Raw genomic sequence first — 14,782 nt, 5'->3', positions numbered from 1 at the left:
CTGAGGGGCCGGACAGGGGGCGGCGTCCCGGCCCCCCTCCGGCCCGGCGGTCCCGTCAGTCGAACCAGCGGTCCCGGGCCAGCTCCTCCGTGCGGGACGGGTCCTCCAGCAGCGCCGCCACCTCGAAGCGGCGCGGCCACTGGCCCGCCGCCCAGGCCAGACCGGCGGCGACGCCCTCCAGGGTGGCCGCGTGCAGGGTGCCGTCCGGGGTGCGGCGCCAGTCCAGCTCGACCCCGCCCGCGCGCAGCTCCTCGTGCTCCAGATAGGTCGCGGGCGTACCGGGCCCCAGCAGGGCGTGCACCGCGTCCGGCACGTCGTGCTCCTCGCCGTCGGAGGTGACGTCCGCCTCGACCTCCTCGCTCAGCCGCCGCACCTGGAACAGCTCCGCCAGGTCGGCCGCCCGCGTCGGGGAGACCGGCAGCAGCGGACGCCCGGCGGCCAGCGGCAGCAGGTCCGGCGCGTCGGCGACCAGCGCGTCGGCGGCGTCCACCACCCGCACCCGGCCGTCGACGACCGCGCGCAGCTCGTCGGGGAGGGTCACCTGCTCGGGGTCGAGGTCGGCCAGCGCCGTGTACAGCGCGTGCAGCTGCGCCGCGCTCACCTCGCGCTCCGGATCGGCGAGCCGGGACAGCAGCTCGGCCGCGCCGCCCGGCTCGTCCAGGAGCGCCGCGACGGACGTCCGCACGCCGAGGGCGCGCAGCACCTGCTCGTCCTCGAAGCCGGTCGCGTCGGCCGCGTCGTACAGGCCGTGCAGCAACGGGTCGCCGCCCGCCGCGCGCAGGCCGGCCGGGCGGCGGCCGCCGAGCACCGGGTGGTCGCGCAGCCACCACGCGGTGTAGGAGCGGACGGTCTCGGTCGTGCCGTCCGGCAGCAGGACGCGCACCGGCTGGGTGAGGGCGTCGCGCAGCGGCGGCCGGGCCAGCAGGGCGAGCGCCCGGGGCCAGGCGTCGTCGTCGACCAGGTCCAGGTCCCGTACGGCGATGATCTCGGTGGCGACCGGCGGCACCGGGGTGTCCGGCAGCCGGTCGAGGACGTCCTCGCACCAGACGTCGACCGCGTCGAGCAGCCCCGCGTCGTCGGGCTCGGCGAAGTCCCCTTCGCGGGGCTCCAGTTCGTCGGGGTCCAGCACGACGTCGGTGGCCCGTACGAGGGCGAAGTCCGCGAGCACGCCGCACGCGGCGAGCGGCTGCTCGCCCCAGCGGCCGGCCAGCTCGGCGTCGCACAGGGCCAGTTCGTCCTCGCGCATGACGGAGGCGAAGGCGCTTCCGGGCAGGACCAGTTCACCGGCGGGCGCGAGCTCCCCGTCCTCGTCGGGCAGCGCGAGCGCGCCCAGCCACGGCTCGTCGCCCGGCTCCAGCCCCGCGTCCCGTACGAGGGTGAGGACCGTCTCGGCGAGCTCCTCCGCGTCCGGCGCCGCCTCGTCCCCGACGCCGTCGAACCAGACCTCCCCGGCCTCCATGGAACCCGCGACGGCGGCCCGCACCTGCGGGGTGGTCAGCACCGCGCGCGGGGTCGCGGGCAGGGCGCCGAGCTTCTCCAGCAGCGGGTGGGCGGCGTCGGGGTGGGCGACCTTCAGACCCAGCCGGGTGAGGTCGGCCGGGGTGTCGGGCAGCGGCAGCAGCACCTGGCGCGGGCCGGTCGCGGTGCGGCCGCCGGCGAGCGGCACGGGCAGGCCCGACAGCCGGTCGGGGTCGACGCCCGCGAGCGTCTCGTACAGCCGGTGCCACCACAGGGGCGGGCGCTCCACGCCCGCGATCCGGTCGATCGCGTCGCCGAGCGGCAGCCGCCCGACACCGAGGGCGCGCAGCTCGGTCCGGCGCTCCAGCCCGGCGGGCAGCAGCGTCGGCAGCACCTCGGCGAGCACCCGCACGGTGTCGGACCCGGCGCCCTCGACGACCTCCGCCTCGAACGGGCGCAGGGCGACGAGCTCCTCGGAGGGGGCGGCGGGCGCGAGGAACGCGACGCGCGGGAGCAGCTCCAGCACGGCGGCCCGCAGGGCCCCGTCGAGCTCGCCCTTGCCCAGCGGGCCGGGCACCAGGTCGATCGTGCCGGTCGACACGGGCTGCCAGGCGCCGAGGAGTTCGGCGTACGCGTCGGCCGCGCGGCGTACCAGGAAGCCGGTGAGCGGGCCGGGCGCCGGGTGGCGGCGCGTGGTGTCCAGCGGGAACGAGGCGATGAGCAGCGCGGGGATGCCCAGGGGCTCGTCGGTGGGGGTCGGCGCGTGCACGACCGGGGCCGTGCGGGGGCGCTCGGGGGCGCCCTCGGCGTCCACCGGGACGGCCCAGGTGACCGACCAGTGCGGGCGCAGCCGCTCCTCGACCGGCCGGTCCTTGAGCAGCTCCGGTTCGATCGCGCCGTGCCGGGTGACCGTGCGCCAGCGGTGGGTCCCGGTGGCGCTGTCGTCGATGTGGACGTAGTCGTCGTGCTGCGAGCGGCTCAGCGTCCGCGTTCCGGCCGGGGTCTCGACGACGACCTCGGAGAGGCCCGGCAGGGTGAGCAGCAGGGCGTCGTCGATGCCGGCGAGGAGGCGTTCGACCAGGTCGGCCGCGCCGGCGTCGCGCAGCGGCAGGATGACCACCGTGTCGTATCCGTCGGGGGCGGTGCCCTCGGCGGGCAGCGGCAGCCGCAGCAGCGGTACGTGACCGTCGCGGCGGCGCAGCTCGTCGCCCAGCCCGGGGCTGGCGAACGCGGCCTGGGCGGCCAGGTCGCGGGCCTCGCGCAGCGACCAGCGCACGCCGCCGTGCCGGCCGACCACCGCCGGCTCGTCGCTCACGGCGAGCACCGCGGCGAAGCCGACGCCGAAGCGGCCGACCGCGCCCTCGTGGCCCTCCCGCTTGGCGGACGCGCGCAGGGTGCTCAGCGATTCGACGCCGGTGGCGTCCAGCGGCGCGCCGGTGTTGGCCGCCGCCAGCACGGCGGGGCCGTCCGCGTCCGCCGGGTGCAGGGTCAGCCGCAGCCGTCCGGTGACCCCCGCGCGGGCGGCGGCGTCGGCGGCGTTCTGGGCCAGCTCGACGACGAGCCGGTCCCGGTAGCCGCCGAGGGCCAGGTCCTCCTCCGCGTTGGCGTCCTCCCGGAACCGTGCGGGGCCGGCGCCCCAGGCGTCGAGCACCCCGCGCCGCAGCCTGGCCGTTCCGAACGGGTCGGCCCCCTCGGTCGCCGTCGCCCTCACGCTCACGCTGTGCTCCACTCTCTTGGATGTCACGTCTACCGCGTCCCGCGGTGGTGTGCTGTGCTGCGCGCGGCCCGAACGTATCGCGGACACACGGGTGCGCCTGCCCGACGGGGTGCGCGCCTAACGTCGGTGGCCGCCCCGCCCCGGTCCCGGCGGCGGGAGGCAATTATGGGGCCGGGACCGCGTCTCCCCTCCGTACGCGGCGGCCCGGTGCCGGGGGCCGATTCCCGGCGCCCCGGAGCACGGCCGGGGTCCCGGCCGTGCGGTCCGGTCCGGGCACCCGCCGGAGCCTGCCCCGAAAGAGGGTGTGCGTCACGGCCACCGGGGCGCGGCAGGGCCCGCCCGTACGGATGACCGCGGCGCGACGCGACCGGCACCCGGACCGGCCCGGGGAGCCGGCGGCCGGTACCGCCGACCGGTCCCGGGGTGCGGCCCGGAGGCCAGACGGACGCCGTGCCCGCGGGCGCCGGCCCTCGCGGGCGCGGGCCGGCCGGAGCGGCGACACCCGAAGCGGCCCCGGCTCCCCGCCGGCCCTCACGGGCGCGGGTCAGCTGTGGCCGAGGTCCTCGGACGCCTCGTCCTGGGAGGTCGCCGGGACCGAGCCGCTGTCCCGTGCCGGACGCAGCGGGAACGCGTCCGTGCCGAGCGAGTCCAGTACCGGGGGCGCCGGCCGCGGGGGCTTGGGCATGACCGCGGCCTCGGAGTGGCCGCCGCACCCGTAGGTGAGGGAGACGACCCGCCCGTCGGCCGGGGAGAACTCGTTGGCGCACAGGCCGAACGCCTGCTTCAGCGACCCGCCGAGCGGCACCAGGAACCCGCAGGAGAGACAGGCCGCAGGGGCCGCCTGGGCCATCGGGGTCTTCGCCCCGAAGGACTCCTCCCACCGGTCGGCCGCGGTGTGCAGCCCGTACCGCGACAGGACCCGGGCCCGGCGCATGCCGAGCTCCTCGGCGACGGCCGCGATGGAGCCCCGCGAGGGGGTTCGGGAGACGAACTCCGCGTCCTCCGCGTCGACGAGCTCCGCCATCTCGTCCGACACCGCGGAGTCCGGCGGCGGCGCGTCATCGCCGGAGTAGCCGGGCTCCAGGCGCAGGTCGTCGGCCTCGGTCGGCAGCAGGTCGCCGGGGCCCATGTCCCCCGGCCGCAGCCGCTCGCTCCAGGGCACCCACTCGGGTGCGAGGAGCGCGTCGGGTCCGGGCAGCAGGACGGTCTCGTCCAGGGTGACGGCCTTGGCCCGGGAGGCCCGGGTGACCGTGACGGCCCACCGCCAGCCCCGGTAGCCGAACTGCTCGCACTCGAAGAGATGCGTGACGACCCGGTCACCCTCGGCGACCGTGCCCACGTGTGCGCCGACGATGCCCGGTGCCGCGGCCTCCTCGGCCGCCTCCCTGGCGAGGTCTACGGCCTCGGCGCACAGGCGGTCCGGGGCGGGGGTACGCGGGGTACGGCTTCGCGTCGTCGCAGCACTCACAGGTCTCGCTTCTCTCCTACGCCGTCTCTCAGATGCGCCGGCCGATTCGCGTGCAAGGGCGGCGGGCGGAGCGGACCAGAGGGCCGCATCGACGTCCGCGCCCAGACATGTCTCGGGCACACCTAACGTCATCCATTCTGCGGGATGCCGAAGAGGCGCGCGGCCGAGAACTTCCGCCGGTGGCGCGCTACGCACGCTACCCCCTCTGTCGCCCCCCGCCCACCTGCCCGCCCCAAGTAGCCCTCATCACGGTTCGCGAGACGGGCTGCTGGGGCACTATGACGGGGTGGCAGCCGCGAGGTCGTCCGAAGGTGCCGGGCCGCTCCGGAGGGCGGGCCGGCAGTTCGGTCGTGCCCTGCGACTGCCGTTCACCGGCGCTGCCCGGGGTATCCGAAAAGCGACGCACGCCCATGGCGCGGGCGAGTCGGGCCTCGGCAAGCTGATCGAGCTGCACGCCGTGAACGGCGCCGGTGACGTGATGATCACGGTCGCGCTGGCGTCCACGGTCTTCTTCTCCGTACCGACGGACGAGGCACGCGGCCGGGTCGCACTCTATCTGGCGATCACGATGGCGCCCTTCACCCTCCTGGCCCCGGTCATCGGTCCGCTCCTGGACCGGCTCCCGCACGGCCGGCGCGCGGCGATGGCGGGCGCCATGCTCACCCGGGCGACGCTGGCGATCGCGATGTCGGGGGCGGTCGCCACCGGCGGCCTGGAGCTGTATCCGGCGGCGCTGGGGGTGCTGGTCGCCTCGAAGGCGTACGGGGTCGTCAGATCGGCCGTGGTGCCCCGGCTGCTGCCCCCCGGGTTCTCCCTGGTGAAGGCCAATTCGAGGGTGACGCTCGCGGGCCTGCTGGCGACGGGCGCGGCGGCCCCGGCCGGGGCCGGGCTCCAGCTGATCGGGCCGCAGTGGCCGTTGTACGGGGCGTGCGCGCTGTTCGTCGGAGGAACGTTCCTCGCGATGTCGATGCCGCCCAAGGTCGATTCGGCCAAGGGTGAGCGCAAGGCCCACATGCTGACGCACGGCGAGAAGCGGCCGAGTCTGCGGACGGTCGGCCCGTCCGTGCTGCACGGTCTCCAGGCGAACGCCGCCCATCGCGCGCTCTCCGGCTTCCTGATCTTCTTCCTGGCGTTCCTGCTGCGCGAGCACCCCCTCGCCGGGCAGAGCGCGGCCGTGTCCCTGGGCATCGTCGGAGTGGCCGCGGGCGTCGGCAACGCGTGCGGCACGGCGATCGGCGCGTGGCTCAGGTCGCGGGCCCCCGAGGTGATCATCGCCACCATGCTGACGCTCGCGCTGTCGGCGGCGGTCTGCGCGGCGGTGTTCTTCAGCGGCGTGGCCGTGGCGGTCCTGGGCGCGGTGGCGGGGCTGTCGCAGGCCCTGTCGAAGCTGTCGCTGGACGCGCTGATCCAGCGGGACGTGCCGGAGTCGGTGCGCACGTCGGCCTTCGCCCGGTCCGAGACGCTGTTGCAGATGTCGTGGGTGGTGGGGGGCGCCGTCGGGATCGCCCTGCCGCTGAACGGCGCACTGGGCATGTCGGTGGCCGCCGCGATCCTCGCGACGGGCGCGGCGGTGACGGTACGGGGGCTGCTGACGGCCGGACGGCGCGGCACGCCGCACCCCCGCGTGGCGTGACGCGGGACGACCGATAGCCTTCGGCCCATGACCGTTGCGTTCATTTCCGGTAGGGCCCGCCGGGCCGGCGTCGCTCTGGGTGCCGTCTCCGCCGGCCTCCTCGTACTCTCCGCCTGCGACAAGCCGACGCCGCTCGCGACCGTGACGGTCGGGACGGAGTCGGTGAACACCGAGGCGACCTGTTACAACGACGGCGAAGCGATCAAGCAGTCGCAGATCCAGTCGTGCCTGAACAAGAAGGCCAAGAAGACCATCACGGTCGCCATGGACGACAAGGTCCACTTCGGTGTCGACCCGGAGATCGCCGAGAACGGCTGGACCCTGTTCCTCTCCGGCCAGCAGGCCGAGCAGGAGCCGTACAAGAAGACCTACCGGACCATTCCGGCCAACGCCTTCTTCTCCAGCGCGACCGGCGAAGTGGCCAACACCGTCCAGATCAGCATCGTCGAGACCAGCGGGAAGAAGCTGACCGGCATCTGGCACTTCGAGCTGAAGAAGGCGTCCTGACCCTGCGCGTCCTGGTGGTGACGGCGGTTGCGGCGGAGGCGGACTCCGTCGCCGCCGGCCTCGTCGGCCGCGCCTCCTCGTCGGCCGCGGGGGTCCTCCCGAGCGGCCACGCCGTGACGCGCCTGTCACCCTCGTCCTCGCCGGAAGCGCCGACGGGGACGGCGACGGGCCCGGAGCCCGGCCCGTCGGCTCCGACGGCTCCGACGGCCGGCCCGTACGTGGACATCGTCGTCGGTGGGGCCGGACCGGCCGCCGCCGCCGTCGGTGCCACGAGCGCGCTGGCCACCACCCCGTACGACCTGGTCGTCTCCGCCGGGATCGGCGGCGGCTTCGCACCCCGCGCGCCCCTCGGCGCCCTCGTCGTCTCGGACGCGATCATCGCCGCCGACCTCGGCGCGGACACGCCCGAGGGCTATCTCGCCGTCGAGGAGCTCGGGTTCGGCCGCTCGGCCCATCTGCCCCCGGCGGGTCTGATCGACCGCGTCGCCGAGGCCCTGCGCGCGGGCGGACTGCCGCACCTCGTCGCACCCGTCCTCACCGTGTCGACCGTCACCGGCACCGCCGCCCGCACCAGCGAGCTGACGGCCCGCCACCCCGGGGCCGGGGCGGAGGGAATGGAGGGGTTCGGGGTCGCCGAGGCGGCCGCCGCCTACGGCGTGCCCGTCGTCGAGCTGCGGGCGATCTCCAACACCGTCGGCCCGCGCGACCGCGCCGCCTGGCGTATCGGACCGGCGCTCGACTCGCTGCGCCAGGCCTTCCGGCTGCTCGGCACCACCGTCTTCCCGGACCTGGAGGCACCATGACCCTGAAGATCGCGTACTCGCCCTGCCCGAACGACACCTTCGTCTTCGACGCCTGGGCCCACGGCCGGGTGCCCGGCGCGCCCGAGCTCGACGTGCTGTTCGCGGACATCGACATCACCAACGGGATGGCCGAGCGCGGCGAGTTCGACGTGCTGAAGGTCTCGTACGCCGTACTGCCCTGGGTCCTCGACGACTACGCCCTGCTGCCGTGCGGCGGCGCGCTGGGGCGCGGCTGCGGGCCGCTGGTGCTCACCCGGGAGGCGGGCACGGACCTGACCGGGAAGACGGTGGCCGTGCCGAGCGAGCGCTCGACGGCGTACCTGCTCTTCCGGCTGTGGGCCGCGGACGTCGTGCCGGGCGGGGTCGGCGAGGTCGTCGTGATGCCGTTCCACGAGATCATGCCGGCGGTCCGCGACGGCAAGGTCGACGCGGGACTCGTCATCCACGAGGCCCGTTTCACCTATCAGCGGTACGGGCTGCACCGCCTCGCCGACATGGGCGAGCACTGGGAGTCGACGACGGGACTGCCCATCCCGCTCGGCGCGATCATCGCCAAGCGGTCGCTGGGGGCCGGGACGCTGAAGGTGCTCGCCGAATCGGCGCGGACCTCGGTCCGGATGGCCTGGGAGGACCCGGAGGTCTCGCGCCCGTACGTACTGGAGCACGCGCAGGAGATGGACCCCGCCGTGGCCGACCAGCACATCGGGCTCTACGTCAACGAGTTCACCGCGGACCTCGGGGAGGACGGTTACGCGGCGGTGCGGGGTCTGCTGACCCGCGCGGCGGCCGAGGGACTGGTCCCGCCCCTCGGCCCCGACGCGCTGTCCTTCTGACGGCGGAGGCCACCGGCGGAGGGCCACCGGGCGGCGGACCCGCGGTGGCGGGTCCGGTGGCCCTGCCGGGTCCGGTGGCCCTGGGCGTGCGGTGGGCGTGCGGCCGGCTAGACGTCCAGCTGGTCGGCGACCGCCCGCAGCAGGCCGGCGATCTTGTTCCCGTGGACCTTGTCGGGGTAGCGGCCGCGCTCCAGCATCGGAGTGATGTTCTCCAGCAGCGTCGTCAGGTCCTGCACGATCGAGGCCAGTTCGTCGGGCTTGCGCCGCTGGGCCGCCGCCACTGAGGGAGTCGGGTCGAGGACTGTCACCGAAAGCGCCTGGTCACCCCGCTGACCTGCTACGACGCCGAACTCCACCCGCTGGCCCGGCTTCAGGGCGTCGACTCCGGCAGGGAGCACCGACGAGTGGACGAAGACGTCGCCGCCGTCGTCGCGGGAGAGAAAGCCGAAGCCCTTCTCGCTGTTGAACCACTTGACCTTGCCGGTAGGCACGTCTGTCCTCGTCCTCGTACTCGATGGGTGACGCCGCGAAAATCGGCTCTGGATAGCACTGCCGGGGGTCGCCCGACCCTCCCCCGGGCTTTCGCTTCGCCCGGGCAGGGCGGAACCCCCGACGCACCAAGGCTAATGGTCCAGGGGCTGGAGACAAGACGTCTCCGATTTGTTCCTCCGGCCGGGGAACTACCCTGGCTGAATGCGTAGTGAAACCCCTTCGAGCAGCCCCGCGCCGGGTGACGGTCTGGTCCGCGTCGGCGCGATCGTCTTCATCATCGGCGCGGTGGCCACTTTGGTCACCATGGCCCCGCTCTTCCTGGGGACCGAGCCGTTCCCGTCCATCGCGTACGCGGTGTGCATGCTGATGGGCGTCGGCTTCGCGGTCTCCGCGGCCGGAGTGCTGCGGTCCATCGCCGCACAGCGCCGTCAGGCCAAGGCGGCGCTCTCCCCCAGGTAACGCTCCCACCAGGCCGGAAAAGCCGTCAGATCGGGCAGGACGACGTCCGCGCCGGCCGCGCGCAGCTCTTCCTCGTCGCACGGGCCGGTGGTCACGGAGACGGCGAGCGCACCCGCCGTGCGGGCACCGCGCACATCGCCGGTGTGGTCGCCGACGTACACGCTCGCACCGTGTTCGCGCAGCGCCTCCGCCTTCGCCTCGGCCCACAGCCAGCCGATCACCGCGTCCGGTTCGATACCCAGGTGGGCGAGGTGGAGCTTGGCGTTCGGCTCGTGCTTGGCGGTGACGACGACGGCCCGGCCACCCGCCGCGCGAACGGCTTGAATCGCATCCCTCGCGCCGGGCAGCGCCAGAGTCGGCGTGATCGCGTGAAGGGGGTATATCTCCCGGTACCGGTCGGCCATGGCGTCGATCCGGTCGGCCGGGAACCAGTTCGCCAGCTCCTGTTCCAGAGGGGGCCCCAGCCGGGTGACGGCCAGGTCGGCGTCGATCCACACCCCGGTCTCGGCGGAGAACGCCTGATAGGTGGCCCGGATACCGGGGCGCGAGTCGATGAGCGTCATGTCGAGGTCGAACCCGACGGTGGGGATGCGCGAGGTCATGCCAGCCATTGTGCCCACCGGCCCCGACGCCGGGGAGCGGCCGGGCCGGGGGGGCGGAAGGCCGGAGCCGGGCGCGACCGGGCGCGACCGGGCAGGCCCGTGGCCGCGGGCCGGGCGGCGCCGGAGACGGGCAGGGGCGGACAAGGACGCGGGAGCCGCGAACGCCGCGCCGGGACGGCCGGGACGGGCGCCGCCCGGCACGCGTTCCGGACAGGGGCCGCCCGTCAGCGCCGCCGGGCCCGCCACACCAGGTAGAGCGCGGAGGCGACGGCCGCGCCCCGCACCAGCCACGGCCACATCGCGGTGAGCGCCTCGCCCATCGCGTCGCCGCCCGGCGCTATCGGTTCGCCCCAGCGGCCGTCGAGCCTGCCCCACAGCCATACGCCCCCGCCCGCCAGGACCAGCCCCGGAAGGCCGAGCACCACCCACTTCGCCTCGGCGCGGCTGAGCCGGCGCGAGGCGTACGCGAGCAGCCAGCCGCCGGCGAGCGCCAGCCACGAGCCGAGGACGGCGCCGGCCACCAGCAGCCCGGCCGCGAGCAGCAGCATCGGACTGCCGAAGGACGCCGCCGGGGAGACCGCGGGCGCCGGGGCCACGGGTTCGGCCACCGCCGCCGCGCGCGGCGACCGGCGCACAAGGCGCGCGAGGCGGCGCGCGACCCCCACGCCGGACGCCCCGGCGGCCGGGGCGGCCTTCGAGGCGGCACCCGTCCGCTCGCCGTCCCGCGTGCCGTCCCGTGTGCCGTCCTCCTCCTTCGGCGGAGGCTTCAGCATCTCCGGGATCTCGACCCCGCCTCGGAAGCCCGGCACGATGTCCCCCGGCCCGAACGGCCCCTCGTCGATCCGCCACCAGTCCGGCTGCCCGTCCGTCGGACCCATCTCGTCCATGCCGATCATGTGCGGACCGGGCGGTTCGGCGGGCGCCGCAGGGGCCTCGGGAGCCTGCGCCCCGGTACCCCGCGGGCGCGGGATGCGCCAATTCGTCCGCGAGGCGCGCTCGGTGCGCGGCGGGCGGGGCGTACGCGACGGACGCGAGGTGCCGGGCGTACGGGGCGTGCGCTGTTCCGGCACACCGTTCGGCTGCTCCGCGGCGGGCGCGCCGCCGGTCGCGCCGCCCGCCGCGGCCGCCACCACCTCGTCCGGCGCGCCGAGGCCGTCGAGGATGCGCCGGACGGCGGCGGGGCCGTCCGATCCGTCCTTCGCACGCTGCCGTTCGATCTCGCCCCGCAGGGACGACACAAGCGCCATCCGGGTCTGTGAGGACAGCTGTTGTTGCTGTGCCAGGTCTCCGACCCGGCTCAGATAGTCGAAGACCAGCTGGTCGCTCTCGATCCCCACAGTGCCCCTCCACGGCCACGGGCTGCCGCCCTGTCCCGACGTTAGCGCCTGCGCAGGGGCTAACGTGGTGCGGATGGGGACCGGTGAGCTCGATCGGGAGGCGCACGTGCCCGAAGTCAATGGCGGTACGGCGGCTCCGCGCACCCTCGCGGAGGCGCTGCGGGCACGTGGCGACGAAGGGCTGGCGACGCTGCTGCGGGCGCGGCCCGACCTCCTCGCGCCGGTGCCCAACGACCTGACGCAGCTCGCCACCAGGGCGGGCACCCGCGCCTCGGTCGTGCGGGCGCTGGAACGTCTCGACCGGTTCGCGCTGCAGACCGCCGAGGCGCTGGCCGTCGCCCCGGACCCCGCGCCCCTCTCCGTACTGCGGGCGCTGATGGCCGGCGACGACGGGGACGCCGACATCGAGGCGGCGCTGCCGCGGGCGCTGGACGTGCTGCGCGACCAGGCCCTGGTGTGGGGCGACGACGAGCGGCTGCGGCTGGTGCGCACGGCGCGTGAGCTGCTCGCGCCCTCCCCGCAGCACCCCTCGCCGACCGGTCTCGGCCCCACGGTCGCGGAGGCGACGGCGGGGATGTCGCCGGGGCGGGTGCAGGAGATCCTCGCGGCGGCCGGGCTGCCCCCGACGCATGACGCGGTGTCCGCGGTGTCCGCGCTGACGGAGCTGTTCACCGACCGGGAGCGGATGGGCACACTGCTGGACTCGGCGCCGGTCGAGGCGCTCGGCGTACTGGACCGGCTGGTGTGGGGACCGCCGTACGGCGAGGTGACTCCCAACCCGGCCCCGCCGGTGCGGTGGCTGCGCGACCGGGGGCTGCTGCTGCCCGCGACACCGCGCACGGTGGTGCTGCCGCGTGAGGCCGCGCTCCATCTGCGCGCCGGGCGGGCGCACCGGACGCCGGAGCCGCTGCCCCCGGAGATCACCGCGGCCAGGGAACACCGTCCACAGGTTGTGGACAACACCGCCGCAGGCCAGGCGTACACCGCGCTGGCGACGGTCGAGGAGCTGCTGAAGGAGTGGAACGAGGGCGGCCCCGCCGTCCTGCGCGCCGGCGGCATGTCGGTACGGGACCTGAAGCGGACGGCGGCCGCGCTGGACGTGACCGAGCAGACCGCCGCGTTCTGGATCGAACTCGCCTACGCGGCCGGGCTGCTGGCGTCCGACGGCGAGGCGGACGAGCGGTTCGCCCCGACACCCGCGTACGACGAGTGGCTCGCGCTTCCGGCCGCGGAGCGCTGGTCCCTGCTGGCCACGGCATGGCTGGCGGCGACCCGCACGTCCGGCCTGGTCGGCGGACAGGACTCCAAGGGCCGCACGCTGGCCGTGCTCGGTCCGGACCTGGACCGGGGCGCGGCCCCCGAGGTGCGCCTGCGCGTCCTCACGCTGCTCGCCTCGCCGGCGCCCGGCTCGGCCCCGGACGCCGACGCCCTCATCGCCCGGCTGCGCTGGGAACGGCCCCTGCGCGGCGCCGCCGCCCAGGGCGCGGACCTGCGCGTACGCCTGGCGACCTGGACGCTGACGGAGGCCGAACTCCTGGGAGTCACGGGCCGGGGCGCCCTCTCGTCCCACGGCCGGGCACTGCTCCCGGAGACACCGCGCCCCGCACCCCTCCGCCCGGCCACGGTCCCCTCCCCGGCCGGCGCCCCGGCATCCGGCACCCAGGCGCCCGGTGCCCAGGCGTCCGGTGCCCAGGCGTCCGGTGCCGGGGACAGACTGCCCCTGCACGGCAGGGCCCGCGGGCCGCTCGCCGGCGAGAACCCCGGCGCCCGCGCCGCCGCGCTGCTCGCACCGCTGCTGCCCGAGCCCGTCGACCACGTCCTGCTCCAGGCCGACCTGACCGCCGTCGCCCCGGGCCCCCTGCGCCGGCCGCTCGCGGACATGCTCTCCGTACTCGCGGACATCGAGTCCAAGGGCGGTGCCACCGTGTACCGCTTCACGCCCGCCTCCGTGCGCCGCGCGCTCGACTCCGGACAGGCCGCCAGCGACCTGCACGCGTTCCTGACCGCTCACTCCCGGACCCCGGTCCCCCAGCCGCTCGCGTACCTCATCGACGACGTCGCGCGGAAGCACGGCCACCTCCGGGTGGGCGCCGCCTCCGCCTACGTCCGGTGCGACGACGAGACCCTGCTGGGCGAGATCCTCGCCGACAAGCGGTCCGCGTCCCTGCGGCTGCGCCGCCTCGCGCCGACCGTGCTGGCCGCCCAGGCCGATCCCGCGACGCTGCTGGAAGGGCTGCGTTCCATGGGCTTCGCGCCGGCCGCCGAGAGCGTGGAGGGCGACGTCCTGATCACCCGCGCCCACGCCCGCCGCACCCCGCGGCGCACCGCGCCCGCGCCCGTCCCCGACGGCCCGCCGACACCCGACGAGACCCTGCTGGGCGCGGCCGTGAAGGCCATCCGCGCGGGGGACCTGGCCACCACGGTGGTCCGCAAGGAGGAGCCGAGCTCACGCTCCACCGCCGACGGCGAACTGCCGCGCACCTCACCGGCGGAGACCCTGGCCACCGTCCAGGCGGCCGCGATGACCGGCTCGGTGGTGTGGATCGGCTATGTCAACGCGGAGGGCACCGCCAGCCAGCGCGTCATCGCGCCGGTACGGGTGGAGGGCGGCTTCGTCACCGCGTACGACCACACGGCGGACGAGGTGCGCACCTACCCCCTGCACCGCATCACGGGCGTCGCGGAGCTCGCCGACGACGCGGTCTGAGTCAGGGGCACCCGTCGCCCTCGTCGCCCCCCGTCTTCGCGCGGTCCATGCGCACGGAGGCCCGATTTACCACTCCCGAGTGAGCAATACCCCACCCCAGGACGACATTTCGCATCCCCACGACATGGCGTGGGCAGCCACGAGGCGTCCCGCCCGGACGACATCGACCGGGCAGCATCGCAGGAAAATCGCAGGAAAGAGGTATCCCCCATGCGCCGTGTCTCCACCGTCCTCCTCTCCGCCGTCGCCTTCCTGAGCGCCTTCACGACCCAGGCGGCGGCGATCGGCATCGACCTCGGAGGCGGGCTCACGCTCTGACCGGCCGCCCGGACGTCGCCCCGCCCCACGCCGTATCCGGTAACGACCGGGTCCGCGCCGCTCCGCACGGCGCGGACCCTCCGGTACGCCGACCACCGTGGAAGGACCCGACCGTGGAAGGACCCTCATGACCCGTCGTATCGCCCTCGCCCTGGCAGGCGCCGCGCTCGTGCTCGGGGCGCTGGTCACCCCGGCCGCCGCGCTGCCCCTGCCCCCGATCACCGGACCGCTGGGCGAGGTCCAGATCGAGGGCCCACTGCTGCAGAACATCACGCTCTGACCCCGGCCGGACGACGACGGGCCGCCCCGCGCCGGGCGGGGGCCGCCGCTCACCACCCTCACCCGTGACCGGCGGCCCCGGGCCCCCGCCCCGCCCCGCGCCGGGCCCGGCCCCGGCTTCGGCCTCGGCCTCGGCCTCGCACGACCTGATCGGCCGTTCACCACCCCC

The 14,782-nt window shown here is 75.6% G+C and carries 12 protein-coding genes; 7 read left to right on the top strand and 5 right to left on the bottom strand.

Annotation, left to right across the window (positions count from 1 at the left end; translation table 11 throughout):
• Positions 1-55 precede the first annotated feature (55 nt).
• Both PUR26_RS25115 and PUR26_RS25110 read right to left on the bottom strand, forming a co-directional pair.
• On the bottom strand, positions 56-3,169 hold the full coding sequence (locus tag PUR26_RS25115) for a sacsin N-terminal ATP-binding-like domain-containing protein (RefSeq protein WP_329875864.1): 3,114 nt from the start codon (positions 3,167-3,169) through the stop codon (positions 56-58).
• A gap of 550 nt (positions 3,170-3,719) precedes the next feature.
• On the bottom strand, positions 3,720-4,643 hold the full coding sequence (locus tag PUR26_RS25110) for a DUF3027 domain-containing protein (protein ID WP_329875271.1): 924 nt from the start codon (positions 4,641-4,643) through the stop codon (positions 3,720-3,722).
• A gap of 286 nt (positions 4,644-4,929) precedes the next feature.
• On the opposite strand from PUR26_RS25110, the gene PUR26_RS25105 reads away from it, so the two are divergent.
• Genes PUR26_RS25105 through PUR26_RS25090 form a run of 4 tightly spaced genes read left to right on the top strand, consistent with a single transcriptional unit; the run spans position 4,930 to position 8,419 of the window.
• Complete coding sequence (locus tag PUR26_RS25105; protein WP_329875269.1) at positions 4,930-6,276, top strand: MFS transporter; 1,347 nt, start codon at positions 4,930-4,932, stop codon at positions 6,274-6,276.
• Positions 6,277-6,303: 27 nt separating this feature from the next.
• Positions 6,304-6,783, top strand: a complete 480-nt coding sequence (locus tag PUR26_RS25100) for a DUF2771 domain-containing protein (protein WP_329875267.1) — start codon at positions 6,304-6,306, stop codon at positions 6,781-6,783.
• Between the two features lie 14 nt (positions 6,784-6,797).
• Positions 6,798-7,586 carry a futalosine hydrolase gene (locus tag PUR26_RS25095; RefSeq protein ID WP_329875265.1) on the top strand — a complete coding sequence of 263 codons (789 nt, stop codon included), beginning with the start codon at positions 6,798-6,800 and terminating at the stop codon, positions 7,584-7,586.
• Positions 7,583-8,419, top strand: coding sequence for a 1,4-dihydroxy-6-naphthoate synthase (locus PUR26_RS25090; RefSeq protein WP_329875263.1), 837 nt, complete (start codon positions 7,583-7,585; stop codon positions 8,417-8,419). Before PUR26_RS25095 ends, PUR26_RS25090 begins: the two co-directional genes overlap by 4 nt.
• A gap of 107 nt (positions 8,420-8,526) precedes the next feature.
• Here the strand turns inward: PUR26_RS25090 and PUR26_RS25085 are convergent, their stop codons facing one another.
• Positions 8,527-8,910 (bottom strand): cold-shock protein, encoded by a 384-nt coding sequence (locus tag PUR26_RS25085; RefSeq protein WP_329875261.1) that lies wholly within the window; start codon positions 8,908-8,910, stop codon positions 8,527-8,529.
• Between the two features lie 202 nt (positions 8,911-9,112).
• Between PUR26_RS25085 and PUR26_RS25080 the strand changes: the two genes are divergently transcribed.
• On the top strand, positions 9,113-9,370 hold the full coding sequence (locus PUR26_RS25080) for a hypothetical protein (RefSeq protein WP_329875259.1): 258 nt from the start codon (positions 9,113-9,115) through the stop codon (positions 9,368-9,370).
• Here the strand turns inward: PUR26_RS25080 and PUR26_RS25075 are convergent.
• Positions 9,340-9,972: an HAD family hydrolase gene (locus PUR26_RS25075; RefSeq protein WP_443077157.1), complete on the bottom strand. Its 633-nt coding sequence runs from the start codon at positions 9,970-9,972 to the stop codon at positions 9,340-9,342. The two genes, PUR26_RS25080 and PUR26_RS25075, sit on opposite strands and share 31 nt — an antisense overlap.
• Positions 9,973-10,196: 224 nt before the next feature.
• Positions 10,197-11,309, bottom strand: a complete 1,113-nt coding sequence (locus PUR26_RS25070) for a hypothetical protein (protein ID WP_329875255.1) — start codon at positions 11,307-11,309, stop codon at positions 10,197-10,199.
• Positions 11,310-11,382: 73 nt separating this feature from the next.
• Between PUR26_RS25070 and PUR26_RS25065 the strand changes: the two genes are divergently transcribed.
• Positions 11,383-14,016 carry a helicase-associated domain-containing protein gene (locus tag PUR26_RS25065; protein ID WP_329875253.1) on the top strand — a complete coding sequence of 878 codons (2,634 nt, stop codon included), beginning with the start codon at positions 11,383-11,385 and terminating at the stop codon, positions 14,014-14,016.
• Positions 14,017-14,461: 445 nt separating this feature from the next.
• Positions 14,462-14,614: a hypothetical protein gene (locus PUR26_RS25060; protein WP_329875251.1), complete on the top strand. Its 153-nt coding sequence runs from the start codon at positions 14,462-14,464 to the stop codon at positions 14,612-14,614.
• Positions 14,615-14,782 lie beyond the last annotated feature (168 nt).

The organism is Streptomyces sp. SP18CS02 (assembly GCF_036322365.1).
In the GTDB taxonomy this organism is placed as follows: Bacteria; Actinomycetota; Actinomycetes; order Streptomycetales; family Streptomycetaceae; genus Streptomyces.
This window is presented reverse-complemented; position numbering and strand designations above follow the sequence as displayed.

Coding starts and splice junctions, on each gene's coding strand:
- PUR26_RS25060 (WP_329875251.1), top strand. CDS start 14,462: ATGACCCGTCGTATCGCCCTCGCCCTGGCAGGCGCCGCGCTCGTGCTC.
- PUR26_RS25090 (WP_329875263.1), top strand. CDS start 7,583: ATGACCCTGAAGATCGCGTACTCGCCCTGCCCGAACGACACCTTCGTC.
- PUR26_RS25065 (WP_329875253.1), top strand. CDS start 11,383: ATGGGGACCGGTGAGCTCGATCGGGAGGCGCACGTGCCCGAAGTCAAT.
- PUR26_RS25100 (WP_329875267.1), top strand. CDS start 6,304: ATGACCGTTGCGTTCATTTCCGGTAGGGCCCGCCGGGCCGGCGTCGCT.
- PUR26_RS25080 (WP_329875259.1), top strand. CDS start 9,113: ATGCGTAGTGAAACCCCTTCGAGCAGCCCCGCGCCGGGTGACGGTCTG.
- PUR26_RS25075 (WP_443077157.1), bottom strand. CDS start 9,972: ATGACCTCGCGCATCCCCACCGTCGGGTTCGACCTCGACATGACGCTC.